Origin of the sequence: Alkalibacterium sp. (assembly GCF_046484155.1) — a bacterium.
GTDB lineage: Bacteria > Bacillota > Bacilli > Lactobacillales > Carnobacteriaceae_A > Alkalibacterium.
In genome coordinates this window covers 1-19019 of the sequence record NZ_JAWOBT010000120.1, presented here as the reverse complement: position 1 = coordinate 19019, position 19019 = coordinate 1, and the positions used below count along the sequence as shown (strand labels likewise).

At 42.5% G+C, this 19019-nt stretch carries 9 protein-coding genes and 1 pseudogene; all 10 read left to right on the top strand.

Features of this window, described 5'->3' with window-relative positions; all coding sequences use genetic code 11:
* Positions 1–44: 44 nt before the first annotated feature.
* A pseudogene (locus R6U02_RS08790) lies at positions 45–2213 on the top strand (alpha-amylase family glycosyl hydrolase); the annotation flags it as partial.
* Between the two features lie 180 nt (positions 2214–2393).
* Complete coding sequence (locus R6U02_RS08785; RefSeq protein WP_410263247.1) at positions 2394–6071, top strand: pullulanase; 3678 nt, start codon at positions 2394–2396, stop codon at positions 6069–6071.
* Positions 6072–6350: 279 nt separating this feature from the next.
* Positions 6351–8783 carry a pullulanase gene (locus tag R6U02_RS08780; RefSeq protein WP_410263238.1) on the top strand — a complete coding sequence of 811 codons (2433 nt, stop codon included), beginning with the start codon at positions 6351–6353 and terminating at the stop codon, positions 8781–8783.
* Between the two features lie 252 nt (positions 8784–9035).
* Positions 9036–10739 (top strand): glycoside hydrolase family 13 protein, encoded by a 1704-nt coding sequence (locus R6U02_RS08775; RefSeq protein WP_410263237.1) that lies wholly within the window; start codon positions 9036–9038, stop codon positions 10737–10739.
* A gap of 28 nt (positions 10740–10767) precedes the next feature.
* Entirely contained in the window at positions 10768–12963 is a 2196-nt protein-coding gene (locus R6U02_RS08770; protein ID WP_410263246.1) for a PTS transporter subunit IIBC, read from the top strand.
* A 22-nt stretch (positions 12964–12985) separates the two neighbouring features.
* Positions 12986–13831 carry an endonuclease/exonuclease/phosphatase family protein gene (locus R6U02_RS08765; RefSeq protein WP_410263236.1) on the top strand — a complete coding sequence of 282 codons (846 nt, stop codon included), beginning with the start codon at positions 12986–12988 and terminating at the stop codon, positions 13829–13831.
* Positions 13832–14029: 198 nt separating this feature from the next.
* Positions 14030–14176 (top strand): hypothetical protein, encoded by a 147-nt coding sequence (locus R6U02_RS08760; protein WP_410263235.1) that lies wholly within the window; start codon positions 14030–14032, stop codon positions 14174–14176.
* A 151-nt stretch (positions 14177–14327) separates the two neighbouring features.
* Positions 14328–15239, top strand: a complete 912-nt coding sequence (locus tag R6U02_RS08755) for an ArsR/SmtB family transcription factor (protein WP_410263234.1) — start codon at positions 14328–14330, stop codon at positions 15237–15239.
* Positions 15240–15508: 269 nt separating this feature from the next.
* Positions 15509–17311, top strand: coding sequence for a glycoside hydrolase family 2 protein (locus R6U02_RS08750; RefSeq protein WP_410263233.1), 1803 nt, complete (start codon positions 15509–15511; stop codon positions 17309–17311).
* An 18-nt stretch (positions 17312–17329) separates the two neighbouring features.
* Positions 17330–18712: an MFS transporter gene (locus R6U02_RS08745; protein ID WP_410263232.1), complete on the top strand. Its 1383-nt coding sequence runs from the start codon at positions 17330–17332 to the stop codon at positions 18710–18712.
* Positions 18713–19019 lie beyond the last annotated feature (307 nt).

Here is a 19019-nt window from a genome sequence, read left to right as displayed (position 1 = left end):
GCCTAAATTGACAGCGCTAACACGACTGAAAAGGAGATTATCACATGAACAGAAAAACAAAAACGTTCTTTTCCGCATTTTTTGCGGTTGTCTTACTTTTTCAAACATTAGCTAACGTTTTTCCATTTGTAACACTTGTCCAGGCGGAAGAAGCGCGCACCGTGCGTGTTCACCTGGAGACTGATTCAATTGACAACGATTTATCCTTATGGCTCTGGGGAGACGTTATGACCCCTTCAGATGCTACGGGTGAAGGCTGGCCGAATGGGTCTGCTTTCAGCGAAGAACAAACGACAGACTTCGGCTATTATCAGGACATTGAAATCAAAGCTGATGCCAGTACGATTGGTTTTGTTGCCGTTTATGGTGATGAATCAAAATACATTGATGAAGACATTAATGTTGATATTCAGGCAGAGGTTGATGAAATATGGGTGAGAGCAGACGGTTCCGTCTATTATTACGAACCCGTTGATTTCGATACACCGACCCTTCGTGTACATTATTTAAATGACACAGTAAACTATGATGACTTTGGCGTCTGGTTCTGGGGAGATGCTCCGGATCACCCGCAAGACTGGCCGACCGCAGCTGCCTCTTTTTCAAATGATCAAGTAGGCAAACATGGGTCATATGTGGACATTCCTGTCAATGAGAACGCAGAGACTTTTGGCTTCCTTATCGTTAACACCACAGATGGGGAAGATAAAAAGACTGAAGATTTGAGCTTCACATCATTTGACACGATGAATCAGGTGTTTGTCACGGATGCAGATCCCACTCAAACGTTTACCAATCCATTTTATATAGCAGAAACACCAGAAGAAGGACCAGAAGAAACTGACGGGCAAGGGGATATCACTCTCTCGGCTGCAGTTGACCGTTCATTTAATTACAATGAACACGGAATATTAGATGTAACTATCGTAAATAATTCCGATTTAGCTATCGACCGTATTTCAGCTGATTTGTCAGCTATTGGCGGACCGTCCGACTTGGCTGTTTCACCAGCATTAAACAGAGTGACCTTATCAGTCGACCATACCGTTCAACCTGGGACGTATACTCTCCCTGTCACCGTCTGGGACGAAACCAACGGACGTTATGATGCTCAAGCAGATGTGACTATTGACGCTAGAAGCAAAGTCGAAGGCGAACGTGACTGGGATGAAGAGATCATCTACTTCATGCTGACAGACCGCTTTGCTGATGGGGACGAATCAAATAACAACCCCTACGGACTTGATTATGAAAATGCCGATAACCCACGCGGCACTTATCAGGGGGGTGACTTTAAAGGCGTCACTCAGAACCTTGACTACCTTGATGAATTAGGTGTCTCAACGATTTGGGTAACACCAATTGTCGAAAACGTGGCACAGGATGTAAATACCAATGCTGCGGAGGGCGCTTACTATGCTTACCATGGTTACTGGGCTGAGGACTTTGAAGCACTCAACCCACATCTAGGAACACTGGCTGAATTCCATGCATTGATCGACGAAGCAGCTGCTCGTGATATCAATATCATGGTCGACGTGGTCCTGAACCATGCAGGATATGGCATGCATCCAACGGACAGCCTGGAAAATGCTCCGGAAGGCTATCCGACAGACGAAGACCGTCTAGTGTTCGACGATATGCTGAGAGAAACATCCGGCAGCGGTGATTTAGAATCAGAACTTTCTAACTTACCAGATTTCGAAACAGAACGTCAAGCGGTGCGTGAGCAATTAGTCGCTTGGCAATCAGCCTGGATCGAAAAATCGACCACTGCTCAAGGTAACGCTATCTCAAGTTACCGTGTGGACACAGTGAAACATGTGGAAGACACTACATGGCAGCATTTTAAAAATGAATTAGTCGAAAAAGACCCATCGTTCAAACTGATCGGTGAATCATGGGGTGCCAATTACAGCAGTGACCATGGTTACTTAAATTCCGGTATGATGGACAGTTTACTGGACTTTGGCTTTAAAGGTATCGCCTCTTCCTTTGCCAATGGCAACCTGGAAGCAGCCAATGCCACGCTGATCGAACGTAATACAGCACTCACAAGTGATGCAACCTTAGGTCAGTTCTTAGGCAGTCATGATGAAGAAGGGTTCTTGCTCTCTCAAGGCAACAATGAGGGCAAATTGAAATTAGCCGCTTCGCTGCAGATGACTTCAAAAGGACAACCGGTCATTTATTACGGTGAAGAACTTGGTCAAAGTGGCGCAAACAACTGGCCTCTTTACGACAACCGTTATGATCTCGGCTGGGATCAGGTTGAAAACAACACTGTTTTAGCACACTATCAAAAACTCATATCATTCAGAAATGAGAACAGCGAACTCTTGTCTCGCGGCGACCGTGAAACATTCTTAGGTTCAAACGATGATGAGTGGCTGATGGTTGAACGGGCCCTTGCAGACGAATCTGTTTATATGGCCTTCAACGTGTCGGAAGAACCTCAAACCGTTACTGTGGAAGCCGATGCCGCTGAAGCACAATTAACGGATCATTATTCACTTGAAACCGTTGAAGCGATGGAGAAGGATGGCACATACAGCTTGACCTTCACTATTCCGGCTCTATCAGATGGCGGGACAGCTTTGCTCACTATCGAAAACGGTGAACTCATTTCTCAAGAAGTTGAGACACCGCAGGAAAATGAGACCGAAGAAATAGCAGATGGCTTTTTTCGGCTCCATTTTGAGACACTTCCGTCAGATGCTCGAGAAGATCTGGGTCTTTGGATCTGGGAGGATGTAAAAGAACCCTCAGGAAATTGGCCTACCGGTGCCTTATCCTTTGATCAATCAGTAGAAACGGATTACGGTTACTACCTGGATGTTGAATTGGCTGAAAATCCAGAAAAAATCGGATTCTTGATCAATGATACAGCAGGGGAAAATTTAACGGGTGACCTTAACCTGCGCTTGCTTACACCAGAAATGAATGAAGCCTGGGTGGACCAGGACTTCATGATTTATCCTTATGAACCTTTAGCAGATGACGTCTTGCGCGTCAACTATAACCGTACAGCAGAGGATTATGAAGGATGGGCACTCTGGACGTGGGAAGATGTCCTGGAAGCAACGACCGGGTGGCCAGACGGGGCACACGATTTAGATGCTATGGGTGAAAATGGTGCCTATTTCGATGTTCCATTGGCAGAAAATGCTGAATCTGTCGGCTTCTTATTCCTGAATAAAGAATCAGGAGATCAAACAGATAATTATGTGTTTACTGAAGCAAGTGAACACACACAAGTATTTATTAGAGAAGGTGACGAAACCATTTATACCAATCCTTATTACGTCAGCGAAGCGGGAATGGATAGAGCGGAATTGATTTCTGAAACAGAAGTCGAACTATTCTTCCACTCCACTGAAGGACTGACAGAAGAAACAATCAGAGAAAAACTGGTCTTAACAGACGGTAACAACGAAGCATTGCTTTTTGACACAGTCAGTATCGATACTGACCGCAACGTTGTGACGCTGACGGGCGATTTCTTAGTTGAAAACGGTCCATATACTATTACTTTCGATGAAAAAGAAACGGAAGCAATGATGGGCTGGAGACTGAAAGATGCCTTGTATGCTTATGACGGTGAACTTGGTTTAGATTTAAGAGAAGACGGCACAGCAACGCTTAAAGTGTGGTCACCAAGTGCGGATAATGTTCGTGTCGTTCTGTACGACAAAGACAACCAGGAAGAAATCGTTAAAGACGACATTGCTATGACCGCCAAAGACTCCGGCGTGTGGGAAGTCAAACTTAACGCCGACACCACTGGCCTTGATGATGTGACAGGTTACTATTATCACTTTGAAATTGAACGGGACGGCGAGTCTGTCCTGGCTTTAGACCCTTATGCACGTTCAATGGCGGTCTGGAACAGCAGTGATCCCGAAAGCACCATCGGTAAAGCGGCGATCGTTAACCCGAGCCATGTGGGACCTGAGCTGGACTATGCCGAGATCGATGGTTATGAAAAACGTGAAGACGCGATCATCTACGAGATTCACGTCAGAGACTTTACTTCAGACCCTAACATCGCAGACGAACTGGACAGTCAGTTTGGGACATTCAGTGCATTTGTTGAAAAACTCGATTATATCCAAAGTCTGGGTGTGACGCATGTCCAGTTGCTTCCAGTCATGAGTTATTTCTTCGCCAATGAATTTGCGAACGACGAAAGACTACTGGATTACGAATCGACCGATACCAACTTTAACTGGGGATATGACCCGCAAAGTTACTTCTCACTGACCGGGATGTATTCTGAAGATCCGGAAGATCCAGAAAAACGTATCGAAGAATTCAAAAATCTGATTGCTGAAATTCACGAACGTGATATGGGCATCATCTTGGATGTGGTGTATAATCATACAGCGCGTACCAGTATTTTTGAAGATCTGGAACCAAACTACTATCACTTCATGGATGCGGACGGCACATCACGAGAAAGCTTTGGTGGTGGACGTTTAGGTACGACGCACGCAATGTCACGACGTATCTTAGTTGATTCCATCACTTACTGGGTAGAAGAATTTAAAGTCGATGGCTTCCGCTTCGACATGATGGGCGATCATGATGCCGAAAGTATTCAAATCGCTTACGATGAAGCCAAAGAACTTAACCCGAACATCTTGATGATCGGCGAAGGCTGGCGTACATTTGCCGGCGATGAAGGATATGAAGACGTCAAACCAGCTGATCAGGACTGGATGCAGGATACTGAAGCGGTAGGTTCATTCTCGGATGAAATCCGTAATGAACTGAAGTCCGGCTTTGGTAGTGAAGGAGAGCCGCGTTTCTTAACGGGGGGTGCACGTTCGATCCAACTCATCTTCGATAACTTGACAGCTAATCCACATAACTTCACAGCAACAGATCCAGGCGATGTGGTACCTTATATCGCAGCACACGACAACCTGACCTTGCATGACGTGATTGCACAGTCGATCCAGAAAGATCCGGCTGAGCATGAAGAAGAAATTCACCAGCGTATTCGTATAGGGAATTTAATGGTCTTAACGGCTCAAGGCACACCATTCATTCATGCCGGTCAGGAATATGGACGCACAAAACAATTCCGTGATCCGGATTTCATTGAACCGGTATCGGATGAAATGGTTCCTTACAAATCTACCTTTATGACAGATGCAGACGGCGAACCATTCGAGTATCCGTATTTCATTCATGACTCCTATGATTCAACAGACATCATCAACCGATTTGACTGGAACAAAGTAACAGATACTGAGCAATATCCAATCAACACGTTAACCAAAGACTACACAGCTGGGTTGATTGAACTCAGACGCAGCACGGATGCTTTCAGTAAAGGAACGATGGCAGAAATTGCAGAAATGGTTTCTTTAGTCGATGCACCGGAAATCAATGAAGAAGATTTAATTATCGGTTACCGTGCAGAAGATTCGAACGGGGATATCTATTACGTCTTTGTCAATGCTGACGACACTGAACGTACATTGACACTTGGCACTGACTTGACTGAAGGCTATGTTTTAGTTGATGGCAAGTCTGCTGGAACACAAGCAATCACAAGTCCAGCAGGTGTTTCAATAACTGAAGATAGTATTACGTTAGCTCCTCTTACGGCTTCTGTTGTCATGTTGACTGATAGAGAGCTAGAAGTAGATGACGAAGAACCAACCGACGAGGAACCAACCGACGAGGAACCGATTGACGAAGAACCAACCGATGAGGAACCAATCGACGAAGAACCAACCGATGAAGAACCCGTCGATGAAGAACCAATCGACGAAGAACCAACCGATGAAGAACCAATCGATGAGGAACCAATCGACGAAGAACCGACCGACGAAGAACCCGTCGATGAGGAACCGATCGACGAAGAACCGACCGACGAAGAACCCGTCGATAAGGAACCGACCGACGAAGAGCCAGCAAAAGAAATGGATGAGGAGTTAGACACTCCACTAGAGGAAAGACTACCATCCACAGCAACGGCTTTATGGACTGTCGGAGCAATCGGATTAGTCAGTGCACTAACGGGTATCGGAGTGAAAATATTCAAAAAAAGAAAATAGAATAAATAAAGATCATATCTATAAGTCCTGAAAATTTTGTTTTTGTATTGGGATTGTAAAACTTTGTAGATACACGGTTCTTCAATAGTTTCACTCGATTTGCGGCAGGCGCTGTGCTGATAGCGCTCCCTCTTGCAATGAAGGGATAATAAATAACTGGCACTCTCCTTGTCTGTGCATTATGCACGTAAGGAGGGTGCATTGTTATAGCCGAAAAAACTGACCAGTAAAATGGATAGTTCTTCAGGCTGCCGTTTTAACCAATGATACTCAGGAATTATGCGAAAAGGAGACGATATTATTTATACTTACCCACATCATACGAACAATATTAGTATAATAGGTGCAGAAATCATTTCGGAAAATCAGATAAAAGTCTTTTTCAACTCTGCTAAACTTTTAAAAAAAGAAGATATAAGAACTAGTTTGGAAGTGATAACTGGTCTTGGAGAAGTATTAGCTATTGAATCCATATCGATAAATAATGATAGAAAAAATATGATCTTGGAGAGCACGTTCAATATGGATAATGCGCCATTTACCGTTCGTATAGAAGACAATGAAGTTTCAGCCTTGATGGGGTGGAGGATCAAGGACAGCCATTATGCTTATGATGGAGAATTAGGAGCCTGTCTCCATGAAGACGGAACCGCCACGCTGAGAGTCTGGTCTCCCACCGCAGCTGCTGTTCGGATCATCTTATATGATAAAGATGATCAGACATGTGTAATCAAAGATGACATAAAAATGGAAGTGACTGGTTCCGGGGTATGGGAAATGCTCTTAAATAAAGAAAACACTGGACTAGCTGACGTGAAAGCTTACTTCTATCATTATGAAATCGAAAGGGAAGGCAAATCAGTGTTGGCTCTCGATCCGTACGCGCGCTCACTGGCTGCTTGGGACAGTACCGATCCGGATAATCATATAGCAAAAGCCGCTATCGTGAATCCGGAAACAATCGGACCTAAGCTGGATTATGCCGAGATCGAGGGATATGAAAAACGTGAAGATGCGGTTATTTATGAAATTCATGTCAGAGACTTTACTTCTGATCCGTCAATCGAGGATCAACTGGAAAGCCGGTTCGGGACATTCAGTGCCTTTATCGAAAAACTAGACTATATCAAAAGTTTAGGCGTAACGCACGTTCAGCTGCTGCCGGTCATGAGTTATTATTTTATTAATGAATTTAGTAATGACGAGCGTATGCTTCACTATGCTTCTAATGGTACGAATTATAATTGGGGTTACGATCCGCAGAGCTACTTTGCATTGACTGGAATGTACTCTGAAGAGCCACGAGATCCTGAAAGACGTATTGAAGAATTTAAACACTTGGTCGATGCCATTCATCGATGTGGAATGGGTGTCATCTTAGATGTTGTCTATAATCACACTGCCCGTCTGCATATATTCGAGGATCTGGAACCAAATTATTACTACTTTATGGGTAAAAACGGTAAACCAAGAGAAAGTTTTGGCGGCGGACGATTGGGAACGACGCATGCCATGTCCCGGCGTGTACTTGTAGACTCGATCGTTAACTGGACAAAAGAATATAAAGTGGATGGCTTCCGGTTCGATATGATGGGAGACCATGATGCTGAAAGCATTCAAATCGCTTTGGATGAAGCCGAAAAATTGAATCCTAATATTTTAATGATCGGTGAAGGCTGGCGCACCTTTGTAGGGGATGAAGACTCCGAAGATGTCATGCCTGCCGATCAGGACTGGATACAGCATACTGACAGGGTGAGTTCATTTTCTGATGACTTCCGTAATCAGCTTAAATCTGGATTCCAAAATGAAGGAGAACCGAGCTTCATCACCGGAGGGCCACGTTCTATTCAGCATATTTATGATAATCTGACAGCCAATCCGCATAATTTCACTGCAACGGATCCAGGTGATGTGGTCCCTTATATTGGGGCTCATGACAACCTTACCCTACATGATGTGATTGCACAGTCTATCCAGAAAGATCCTGAATACCACCAAGAAGAAATACACAGGCGGATTCGTTTGGGCAATCTGCTGGTACTGACCGCGCAAGGTCTTCCATTCCTTCATGCTGGGCAGGAGTTTGGACGTACGAAACAGTTCAGAAATGCTCGTTTCACTGAACGTGTTCCGGATGAGGAAACGCCTGACCGTTCAATTTTCATGACGGATAAAGAAGGGGAACCGTTCGTATACCCCTACTTTATTCATGATTCAGTGTACTCAACGGATGCTGTCAATCTATTTGACTGGAATAAAGCCACGAATAAAAAAGGCTACCCTATCCATACCTTGACCCAGTCATACACAACAGGCTTGATTGAGTTGAGAAAAAGTACGGATGCATTCAGTAAAGGAACGATGGAAGAAATTGCGGAAATGGTTTCACTGGTAGACGTGCCGGAAGTCGAATCCGAAGACTTGGTTATCGTTTACCGTACTGAAGATGCCAATGGCGACAGCTATCTTGTGACAGTCAATGCGGACAACAAAGAACGCTCCTTGACGTTGGATTCAGATTTGACAGACGGCTATGTGCTAGTTGATGCCAAACAAGCCGGAATACGTCCAATCGACGATCCGGAAGGTGTGACCGTTTCAGGAAACACTGTAACACTGGATGCGTTGACGGCTTCTGTCCTATTATTTACAGACAGAGATCTGTCCAAAGAAGATCCAAGCAAAAATGCACCAGGTCAAAACAAGTAAATAAATCTAATGAAAAGAGCTCTTCCCTCAGGCAAGAGCTCTTTTCATTATCGGAACTTGATAAGTCATTATGCTTTTTTCGTATTTTCTTCACTTTGAAATAATGATACCGATAACAATTCGATAAGTATTGAAACAATCGAAGCGAGACTATAAGATAAAGGATGTTGCCAAAGAATCAAGATTGTCTAGACAAGTTCGATTCAGTTCGAGAAAAATATTAACGGTTACATAGGAGTGTACACAGACAAAATGAAAAAACAATGGTGGAAACAAGCGGTCGCGTATCAAATTTATCCGCGCAGTTTTAACGATTCCAACGGAGACGGTATTGGTGATCTACGAGGTATCATTCAAAAACTCGATTATCTCAAAGAACTGGGCATTGATGTCATTTGGGTCAGCCCCATTTATCAGTCACCGAATGATGATAACGGCTACGATATCAGTGATTATCACATGATCATGCAGGAATTCGGTACGATGAATGATTTTGACGAGTTACTGGAAGAAACCCATAAACGTGGGATGCGGATTATTATGGATCTCGTTATCAACCATACGTCGGATGAACATGAATGGTTCATTGAAGCGCGTTCTTCTAAAGAAAATCCGTATAGAGATTATTATATCTGGCATCCAGGGATGCCGGATGGTTCAGAAATCAATAACTGGGAATCGATTTTTGGAGGCTCCGTTTGGGAATATGATGAACAATCGAAAGAGTACTTTATGCACGTCTTCTCTAAAAAACAACCGGACTTGAACTGGGATAATCCAGATGTCCGTGAGAAATTATATGAAATGGTGAACTGGTGGCTGGATAAAGGGATCGATGGCTTCCGAGTGGATGCGATTTCACATATCAAAAAGAAAAACGGCTTTCCTAATATGCCGAACCCCCTGAACAAAAAATACGTGCCATCGTTTGATGGCCATATGAATCAGTCAGGGATCGATCTGTTTCTCTCTGAATTTGCTGAGCGCACACTGAACAAGTACGACGTGATGACCGTAGGCGAAGCAAACGGTGTGACGATCCGAGATGCGGATAGATGGGTTGGCGAAGACAACGGTTATTTCAATATGATTTTCCAGTTCGAGCATTTGGGTCTTTGGGGAGCGAACGGCGACGGCTTGGACATTCACGAACTCAAAGCGGTCATGACCCGCTGGCAGAAGGGCCTGGATGGTCGCGGATGGAACGCGCTGTTTATTGAGAATCATGACCTCGCTCGGTCTGTTTCAACCTGGGGCAATGATGGGGACTTAAGAAAGACATCAGCTAAAGCACTGGCGACGTTCTACTTCTTCATGCAGGGCACGCCGTTTATCTATCAGGGTCAGGAAATCGGTATGACCAATGTTCAGTTCGAGGCTATTGAAGACTACGATGACGTGGGTATGAAGAATATGTATGAAATTGAAACCGATAACGGAAAAACGCATGAGGAGATCATGGCTTATATCTGGAAAAACGGACGTGACAATTCACGGACACCGATGCAGTGGTCCAACGAACCCGAAGCTGGTTTCACAACGGGAACCCCCTGGTTTGGCGTCAATCCGAATTATCCGGATATCAACGTGGAACAGGCTTTAAATGATCCGGATTCAATTTATTATCACTATAAAAAAATGATTCAAATGCGTCAGACGACACCAACGCTGATTTATGGTCGTTATGAACTCATTGCCAAAGAGCATGATCACGTTTATGCCTATATGAGGTCCTACGATAAGGTTAAATATGTGGTTATGGTCAATCTCTTCAATCAGTCGACCGAGTTTGACTTGTCAGAAGAATTGGAACTGGGAGAAATGAAACTGAGCAATTACACTGTCAGAGATGAATCAAATGCAACCATGACGCTGCGTCCATACGAAGCACGTGTCTATAAAGTGGCGAAACAAAAAGTATGGCGCGATCCGAATTATTATACATTGAATGAATAAAATAAGTGTTGAGTAGAGGAGAAGAATGATGAAAAAGATAATGAATTTTGAATTCTGGCAGAAATTTGGTAAAGCCTTGATGGGTGTTATCGCGGTCATGCCGGCAGCTGGTTTAATGATCAGTATCGGTGGGTCTATTCCGCTGATCAATCCTGATCTGCAGGCTTTGATTGCGGTAGGAAGTGTCATTGAGAGCATCGGTTGGGCGATCATTGGGAATCTTCACATCCTGTTTGCTCTAGCCATCGGTGGAAGCTGGGCGAAAGATAGAGCGGGCGGCGCGTTTGCTGCCGGAATCAGTTTCATTTTGATCAACCGTATCACTGGGGCAGTTTTTGGAGTTACCCAAGATATGCTGGGGGATGAAGCAGCTGTCACGCAGACACTGTTTGGGACAGAGATCCCTGTAAATGGCTACTTCATCAGCGTCTTGGAAGCGCCTGCTTTAAACATGGGTGTCTTCGTCGGGATCATAGCCGGATTTATGGGAGCCATGGCTTTCAATAAATACTATAAATTCAGAAAATTACCGGATGCCCTGTCTTTCTTTAACGGGAAACGGTTTGTGCCATTCGTGGTCATTTTATGGTCGCTGATCGCTGCAATGGTTTTAGCAGTCGTCTGGCCGATCATTCAAAGCGGGATCAACAATTTTGGAGTCTGGATTGCTGAATCACAAGACACAGCACCAATATTAGCTCCATTCTTATTCGGTACACTTGAGCGCTTGCTCCTGCCGTTTGGTCTGCATCACATGTTGACCATTCCAATTAACTACACGGCGCTAGGTGGAACCTATGAGATTCTAAGCGGGGCCCAACAAGGCGCGCTTGTCTTCGGTCAGGATCCTTTATGGCTGGCTTGGGCAAGAGACTTGGTGAATTTAGATCAGGCCGGTGACACGAGTACGTATCAATTCGCTTTGGAAAACTTTATCCCTGCACGATTTAAAGTCGGACAAATGATCGGTTCTTCCGGAACCCTGATGGGATTAGCTTATGCGATGTATAAAAATGTAGACGAAGATAAACGTAAATCCTACAAATCCATGTATGTTTCTGCTGGATTGGCTGTCTTTTTAACCGGAGTTACGGAACCTCTGGAATTCATGTTTATGTTTGCAGCGATGCCGCTTTATGGTGTATATGCAGTGGTTCAAGGGTTAGCTTTCGCGATGGCAGATATTGTGCCACTTCGTATCCATTCCTTTGGGAATATCGAACTCTTATCCCGGACACCTTTAGCCTTACGCGCCGGATTAGGTTGGGACATATTCAACTTCATTTGGGTCACCATCTTGTTCGCTGTAGTTATGTATTTCATCGCGGACTTCTTGATCAAACGTTTCAGATACGCGACTCCTGGACGTATGGGGAATTATGAAGGCAATGGCCAGGACGAAGCTTCAGGTGAAAAAATTGATGCTTCCCAACAAGTATACGATATCATCCATTTACTTGGTGGTAAAGAAAACATTTCGGACGTGGATGCGTGCATGACACGACTGCGTGTGACGGTTAAAGACACGCATAAAGTAGGCAGTGAAGCGAAGTGGAAAAAGGCGGGAGCCATGGGACTTGTAAAAAAAGATACAGGTGTTCAAGCGATTTATGGGCCAAAAGCCGATGTCCTGAAATCGGATATTATAGATGTACTGGATTCCGGTGCACCCATTCCGGCATCGTCACTCGCCGATAAAGAGCCCTCAGAAATGAATACGACTGAGAAGAACTTAACCGATACAAATAAAACGACGACACCAGCGGAAACAAGCACTCAAACCATCTATTCTGTAGCTAAGGGTCAGGTGTTACCTATTACAGAAGTCAACGATGAGGTCTTTTCTCAAAAAATGATGGGCGATGGCTTTGCGGTCGTTCCTTCAGATAATGATGTCGTTTCACCCGTTTCCGGAACGGTTAGAAGCATCTTTCCGACGAAACATGCGATCGGTCTGGAAACGGCTGAAGGATTAGAAGTGCTGGTTCATATGGGCATTGATACAGTAGACTTAAAAGGCAGTGCCTTTGACGTATTGGTCGAAGAAGACCAATACATCAAAGCGGGCCAGCCCCTTGCCACTATGTATCAAAGCAAGGTGAAAGAAGCCGGTAAAGATACCTCGATCATGGTCATCTTTACCAATTTGAAAGAGGATCAAGCCTTTGAGTTAACAGCCAGCAATGATGTGAAAGCAACAGACAGGATAGGAACCGTTAAATAACAGATCGTAAGGAGACTAAAAGATGAAAGTCTTGACGCTTAACACGCATGCGTGGATGGAAGAAAAGCCTTTAGAAAAAATCGACCAACTTATCGACTGGCTCGCCGCAAACGAGTATAGCTTTATAGCGCTGCAGGAGGTCAATCAGTCGATGGATGCTGAAACAGTAAGTGATTCGACCTTTGTCAGACCAACCGGAGACCATCCGGACGTGGAGATAAAAGCAGATAACTTTGCCTTGCTGATCGTTGAAGGACTGCGGGCTAGAGGGCTGTCTTATTTCTGGAGCTGGACTGCTAACCATATCGGGTATGACACCTATGATGAAGGGGTAGCGATCCTTTCTCGATATCCGATTGAAGCACAGAGTCTGCGCGTGTCAAAAAGTAAGGACTATGCCCATCATTACACGAGGCGTCTTTTGAGAGCTGCAACCTGGGGTGAACAAGAGAACTGGACCGTTGTTTCCTGCCATTACTCCTGGTGGCAAGATGCGTCAGGTGAGGAACTGTTTAAACACGAATGGAATCAGACACTCAAATCAGTTGAGGACGCAGAAAGTTCTCCGCTCCTGGTCATGGGCGACTTCAATAATGAAGCATCCGTGTCTCAAGAAGGTTATGACTACATCAAAGAAACAGCGCCTTATCTGACTGATGCTTTCATCGAAGCCAAAGAGAAAATTGGAGACGCCACAGTATCCAGTGCCATTGACGGCTGGGATGACCATACGGATGAAAAGCGCATAGATTATATCTTTACTAACAGTGAAAAAGGAATCGCTTCTTACCGTGTAGTCTTTGACGGTCAAAATGGCCCGGTAGTCAGCGACCATTTCGGAGTTGAAGTCACACTTACTGAAGCATAACTGACTTTCAGGATAATTAAAATAATTTTAGAACATACAAGACGCAGCACGTTTGTCTTGTATGTTCTTTTTACACTGAAATGATCCGAGCATGTGGGGGGTGCTATACTTTCTATAGAAAAATAATGAAGGGAGAAGTGGCCTTGTGAATCGTTGTTCCCCGGAGATATCGTCGATTTATCTGAAGTAAAAAATAGGGTGAAAATGAAAGAGGTCACTGAACCGAATCTAGCTGATGTGGCTGTCTATAAAGGACTCACGCCTATTTATCATCGACTAAGTTACTTGTTTGAAGAAGGATGTGACAGTCTTACTGCTTTTCAGAAAAAAATAAAGTTTAAATGAATAGTTATAACTTCTGGTAGACTAATGATAAATAAAAGCATATTAACAAGACACCTTTCTAATAGATCATCAATTTAATTGTTTTTTTGTGCTTGATGAAAAAGGTCTGTGATATGATAAGTATAATATTTGAAGGAACGAGGGATAAAAATTGAAGACAAAGCACCTTGCTGCGAATAAAGAATCTCTTGCCGTATTGAAGGCCGTCGCGAATAAGCATCGCCTAGATATATTAAGACTGTTGAGTGTTCAACCATATAATGTAAACGAACTTGCAGATAAGTTGAATTTGCCGTTTTCTACTACAGCCACTAATGTAAAAAAATTAGAGGAAGTAAATTTGATTTCAACAGAACTTGTACCGGGAAGAGGCACTCAGAAAGTAAGCGCTAAGAATTATGATAGGATATTATTGGATTTATTTATCCATGAAGAAGAGCGATTTGAAAATCAATATGTGATCGATATGCCTATTGGGGAATATTTTGATTGTTACGTGCAGCCCAATTGCGGATTAGTTAATTATAAATCTTACATTGGCATACAAGATGATCCGCGCTCTTTTTATAATATCGATCGTAGAAACGCACAACTCCTTTTTATGAGACATGGGTTTGTTGAGTACCGATATCAAAATCAAATACCCGATGGTAAGAAAGCGGAAGAAATTGAAGTTTCAGCAGAATTGTGCTCAGAAGCGCCAAATCACAAAGAGGATTGGCCATCAGATATAACAATATGGATCAACGACCATGAAATAGGAACATGGACATCACCAAGTGATTTCGGTGGTGAGAGGGGACTTTTGACGCCTGCTTGGTGGAACACAAACTTCTCTCAATATGGAATGTTGAAAAGATGGTCCGCAACGAAATTTGGAATTTTTCTGGATGATGTCAAAATCAGCTCGTTGAGTATAGAGGATTTAGAATTAGAAAAGCATCCTTTCATATCTGTGAAAATAGGAGTCAAAGATAATGCTGTTAATAAGGGTGGCTTTAATCTCTTTGGGAACCGCTTTGGAAACTATGAACAGGGTATAAAATTAAAAGTCAGTATCTAAATAAAGCAAGCATTTTATTTTTATTAATAAAATGCTTGCTTTATTACGTTAAAAGAGGTTATAATAAAAACGAATTATGATAGCGCTTCACATCTTGCGGAAAAGGCGTGTTTAGTTGCAGTGGCAATGTAAAATTATAACATTTTTACTAAATTCATTTTCCCATTTATAATTATTATGAAGGTATAAGTATCTAGAAAAAACTTTATTACTAGTAAAACAGTAATAAAGTAATAAAATGAAATAGATGATGTGAAAGGAGAATGGTAATGAAGCGATCAGATTTGTTTCAACCAGAGGAGGACTTGGCACCTAATCCTCAGTTCGAAAGAAGCAATTGGATTGAGTTAAGAGGTACATGGGGTTTTGCAAGCGATGCTGATGACATAGGTGAGGAATCTGATTGGGTGAATGATTTTCCAAAACAACAAACAATCGAAGTTCCGTATGTTCAAGAAAGCAATCGAGATGTTTCTATAAGCAATCAAGCGGATATTATTTGGTATCAAAAAAGAATCGAGGTGCCAGCTAATCAAAAAGGGAAGAAAGCTTTAATGAATTTTGAAGCTGTTGATTATCTTGCTACTATTTGGATCAACGGAAAGAAATGTACTGTTCACGAAGGTGGCTTTGATCCGTTTCAAGTAGTGTATCAATTGGGTAAACAAGAGGATGAGTTAATCATCACCTTGAGAGTCGAAGATAACCATCGAAGTGATCAACCGCTAGGTAAGCAATCATGGAAAGGGCACAACTTCTTGTGCTGGTATACAAAAACGACAGGTATCTGGCAGACTGTCTGGGTAGAATTTGTAAGCGATACCTTTTTAGAGTCGGTTGAAATGACTCCGGATATCGACTTGGGCGTATTGAACTTAGCCGCACACACTTCGATGGGGTCCGCGAAAAATGTCCACTATGACCTTCGGATCGAAGTTAAGCTGAATGGACGCCCCGTTAAAAGCATAGTCCTGAAGCAGATCCAGAGATATACAGAATCTGTCATACCGGTAGATTCGGATTATCCGGATTTCCGTTTAGCGTATTGGACTCCAGATCAGCCGCATTTATATGATATTATCTTTACTTTAGAAAAAGACGGCAAAACGATAGATCAAGTGAAAAGCTATTTTGGTATGAGGAATGTAGGTGTAAGAGGGAAAGATATAGTATTAAACAACGAACACTTTTATCAAAAGTTGATACTAGACCAAGGTTACTATGGTGAAACGCTTATGACACCCCCTAACTCATCAATAGAGTATGAAGACTTGGTCAAAATCAAAGAGATGGGTTTTAATGGACTTAGAAAACATCAGACTGTTTCAAGTCATCGCTATTTATATTTATGTGACAAACTTGGCTTAGTGGTTTGGGCTGAAATGCCAAGCAGTTATCTATTTCATACTAAAACAGTTCAGCGAGTGTATAATCAATGGCAAGAAATTGTTAAAAAGCACCGCAATCATCCATCGGTGATCATTTATACCGTTATGAACGAATCGTGGGGCGCCAATGAGGTGTTTAAAAACGAGCAACAACAACATTTCGTTAATTCACTTTATACATTAACAAAAGCGCTGGATGGATCGAGACTAGTCATTGGTAACGACGGCTGGGAACACACTATGACCGATATCTTAACCATCCATGATTATAGTCAAAACAGTAAACTCCTGAGTGAAACTTACCTTGATGTTGATCGATTTGCTAATGAAGCCCCCTCCAAAACAAGTAAGAAATACAACTACGCAAGTGGTTATCACTATCAAGAACAACCTATTTTACTCAGTGAATTTGGTGGAGTGGCTTATGCAGAAAATTTGGATGAGGAAGCATGGGGATATGGAGACAGGCCGAAATCAAAAGAAGAGGCATTTGGTCGCATAGAGGACCTAGTTAAGAGCGTTATGGACAACGAACATTTTTGTGGTTTCTGTTATACGCAGTTATCAGATGTTGAACAGGAGATTAACGGGTTACTAACTCATGACCATCAACACAAATTTGATCCCGTTAAAGTTCGCAAGCTTTTGAATTATAAGCACGCTGGTGGATTTATATTCGAATAACGGAAGGAAGATCAAATAATGGAACATTATGCTAACGGGGTAAAGGTTGATTTGCCTGTACAGAAAAAAATAAGCAACAAAGAGGTTTTGTCGTATTTTAGTTATGGGATGGGCCAATGTATAAGTTTTGGTTTAGTTGGAACGTTTATTATGTATTTTTATACTAATATTTTAGGAATATCAGCCTTAGCTGCTAGTACCATATTTGTCATCGCTAGAACGTTCGATGCAGCAAATGATCCTTTGATGGCTTCGATCATGGACACCAAAAAATCTAAACATGGAAAGTTTAGGCAGTATTTGTTGTATATGCCTGTATTTATTTTTGCGATTACCATAATTGCCTTTTTACCAGTCAATTTGGGACCGACAGGATCAATTTTGTTCGCAGGCAGCACATATATTCTATGGGGAGTGTTTTACACACTCTCGGATGTACCATTTTGGTCCATGTCAGCTGTAATGAGTCAGAATCCCCAAGAACGGACAAAATTAGTTACTTATGCTAATCTGGGTGTATTTGTAGGGATTGGTATTCCGACCCTACTGTTTACTCCGTTGGCAGAGTTCCTAGGGGGCGGTAATTTAAATGATGGGTTCTTTATGGCGGTCGTTATATTGTCAGTTTTAATGCTCCCTTTTATGTTTTTTGGTTTTAAAAACACAAAAGAACGTGTTAAGCCTTCTGAGAAGAAAGTGAGAATTCGAGATGCTATAAAAATCGTTAAAGGGAATAAACCGATGTTTATAGTCTTAGCTACATTCTTTTGTAATGTGTTCATTAACATTACATTTGCCTTGAACATTTTCTTCTTCACGTACAATTTGAATAATGCCTCTCTTATGGCAGCTTTCGGTATTATTAGCTTAGTCAGTTGTATTGGATTCTTTTTCATCCCGATGCTTACGGAACGTTTTTACAAAAAACATATTCTTATGACAATTTTAAGTATCGATATTGGTGTTCGTGTTCTATTCTTTTTAAGTGGTTATCAGAACGTCACACTTGTATTGATATTTATGACCTTAACCATGGTTTTATATACCGCTACAGGCCCTCTGATTTCTGCTATGCTCGCTGAAACTATTGAATTAACAGAGGTCCGCACAGGTCAACGCTCAGAAGCTGTGACCTTTTCTGGTCAGACATTTACAGGAAAGCTGTCTATCGCTATTGCTGGTGGAGCAACAGGCGTCATCTTGACACTTATAAATTATGTGCCAAATCAAGCTCAGACAGAAGGTGCTTTAACAGGATTATTCTTCGTTATTGCGCTGTTGCCGGCGGTAGGTTCTCTGATTCGCTTGATCTTAATGTATTTCTACAAGTTTACTGAAAAAGAATTTAATGAAGCTGTTATGGAGCTTCAGCGACGAAAGAAATTGAAAGCTCAATATTAAGTGGATGTGTCTGATCAAACTGAAAAAATTTAATTATAGCATCAGTTATTGACCGATATAATTAAGCCTCCTGTGGAATCGTCTTATTTCATTGACTTTCACTAAGGGGCTTTTTTTTGCTGTAACTAGAAAAGAATTTAGTGTTCGAGCAAGCATCAACATACAAATTTGCATTCTATTAGATGGGCGTAGGTACGCTTGTATCTGATAGATCTGCTGATCTAGAGACGGTTAAATCGAGTATAGTGAAAGCTTTAAGGATGGAAAGGTACCGAAACAAACTATTATGGGACGAAAGAGAATGAGC

Excerpts from the sequence above, each read along its gene's own strand:
- R6U02_RS08780 (WP_410263238.1), top strand. The coding sequence starts at position 6,351 with ATGCGAAAAGGAGACGATATTATTTATACTTACCCACATCATACGAAC.
- R6U02_RS08770 (WP_410263246.1), top strand. The coding sequence starts at position 10,768 with ATGAAAAAGATAATGAATTTTGAATTCTGGCAGAAATTTGGTAAAGCC.
- R6U02_RS08750 (WP_410263233.1), top strand. The coding sequence starts at position 15,509 with ATGAAGCGATCAGATTTGTTTCAACCAGAGGAGGACTTGGCACCTAAT.
- R6U02_RS08785 (WP_410263247.1), top strand. The coding sequence starts at position 2,394 with ATGGTTGAACGGGCCCTTGCAGACGAATCTGTTTATATGGCCTTCAAC.
- R6U02_RS08775 (WP_410263237.1), top strand. The coding sequence starts at position 9,036 with ATGAAAAAACAATGGTGGAAACAAGCGGTCGCGTATCAAATTTATCCG.
- R6U02_RS08745 (WP_410263232.1), top strand. The coding sequence starts at position 17,330 with ATGGAACATTATGCTAACGGGGTAAAGGTTGATTTGCCTGTACAGAAA.
- R6U02_RS08765 (WP_410263236.1), top strand. The coding sequence starts at position 12,986 with ATGAAAGTCTTGACGCTTAACACGCATGCGTGGATGGAAGAAAAGCCT.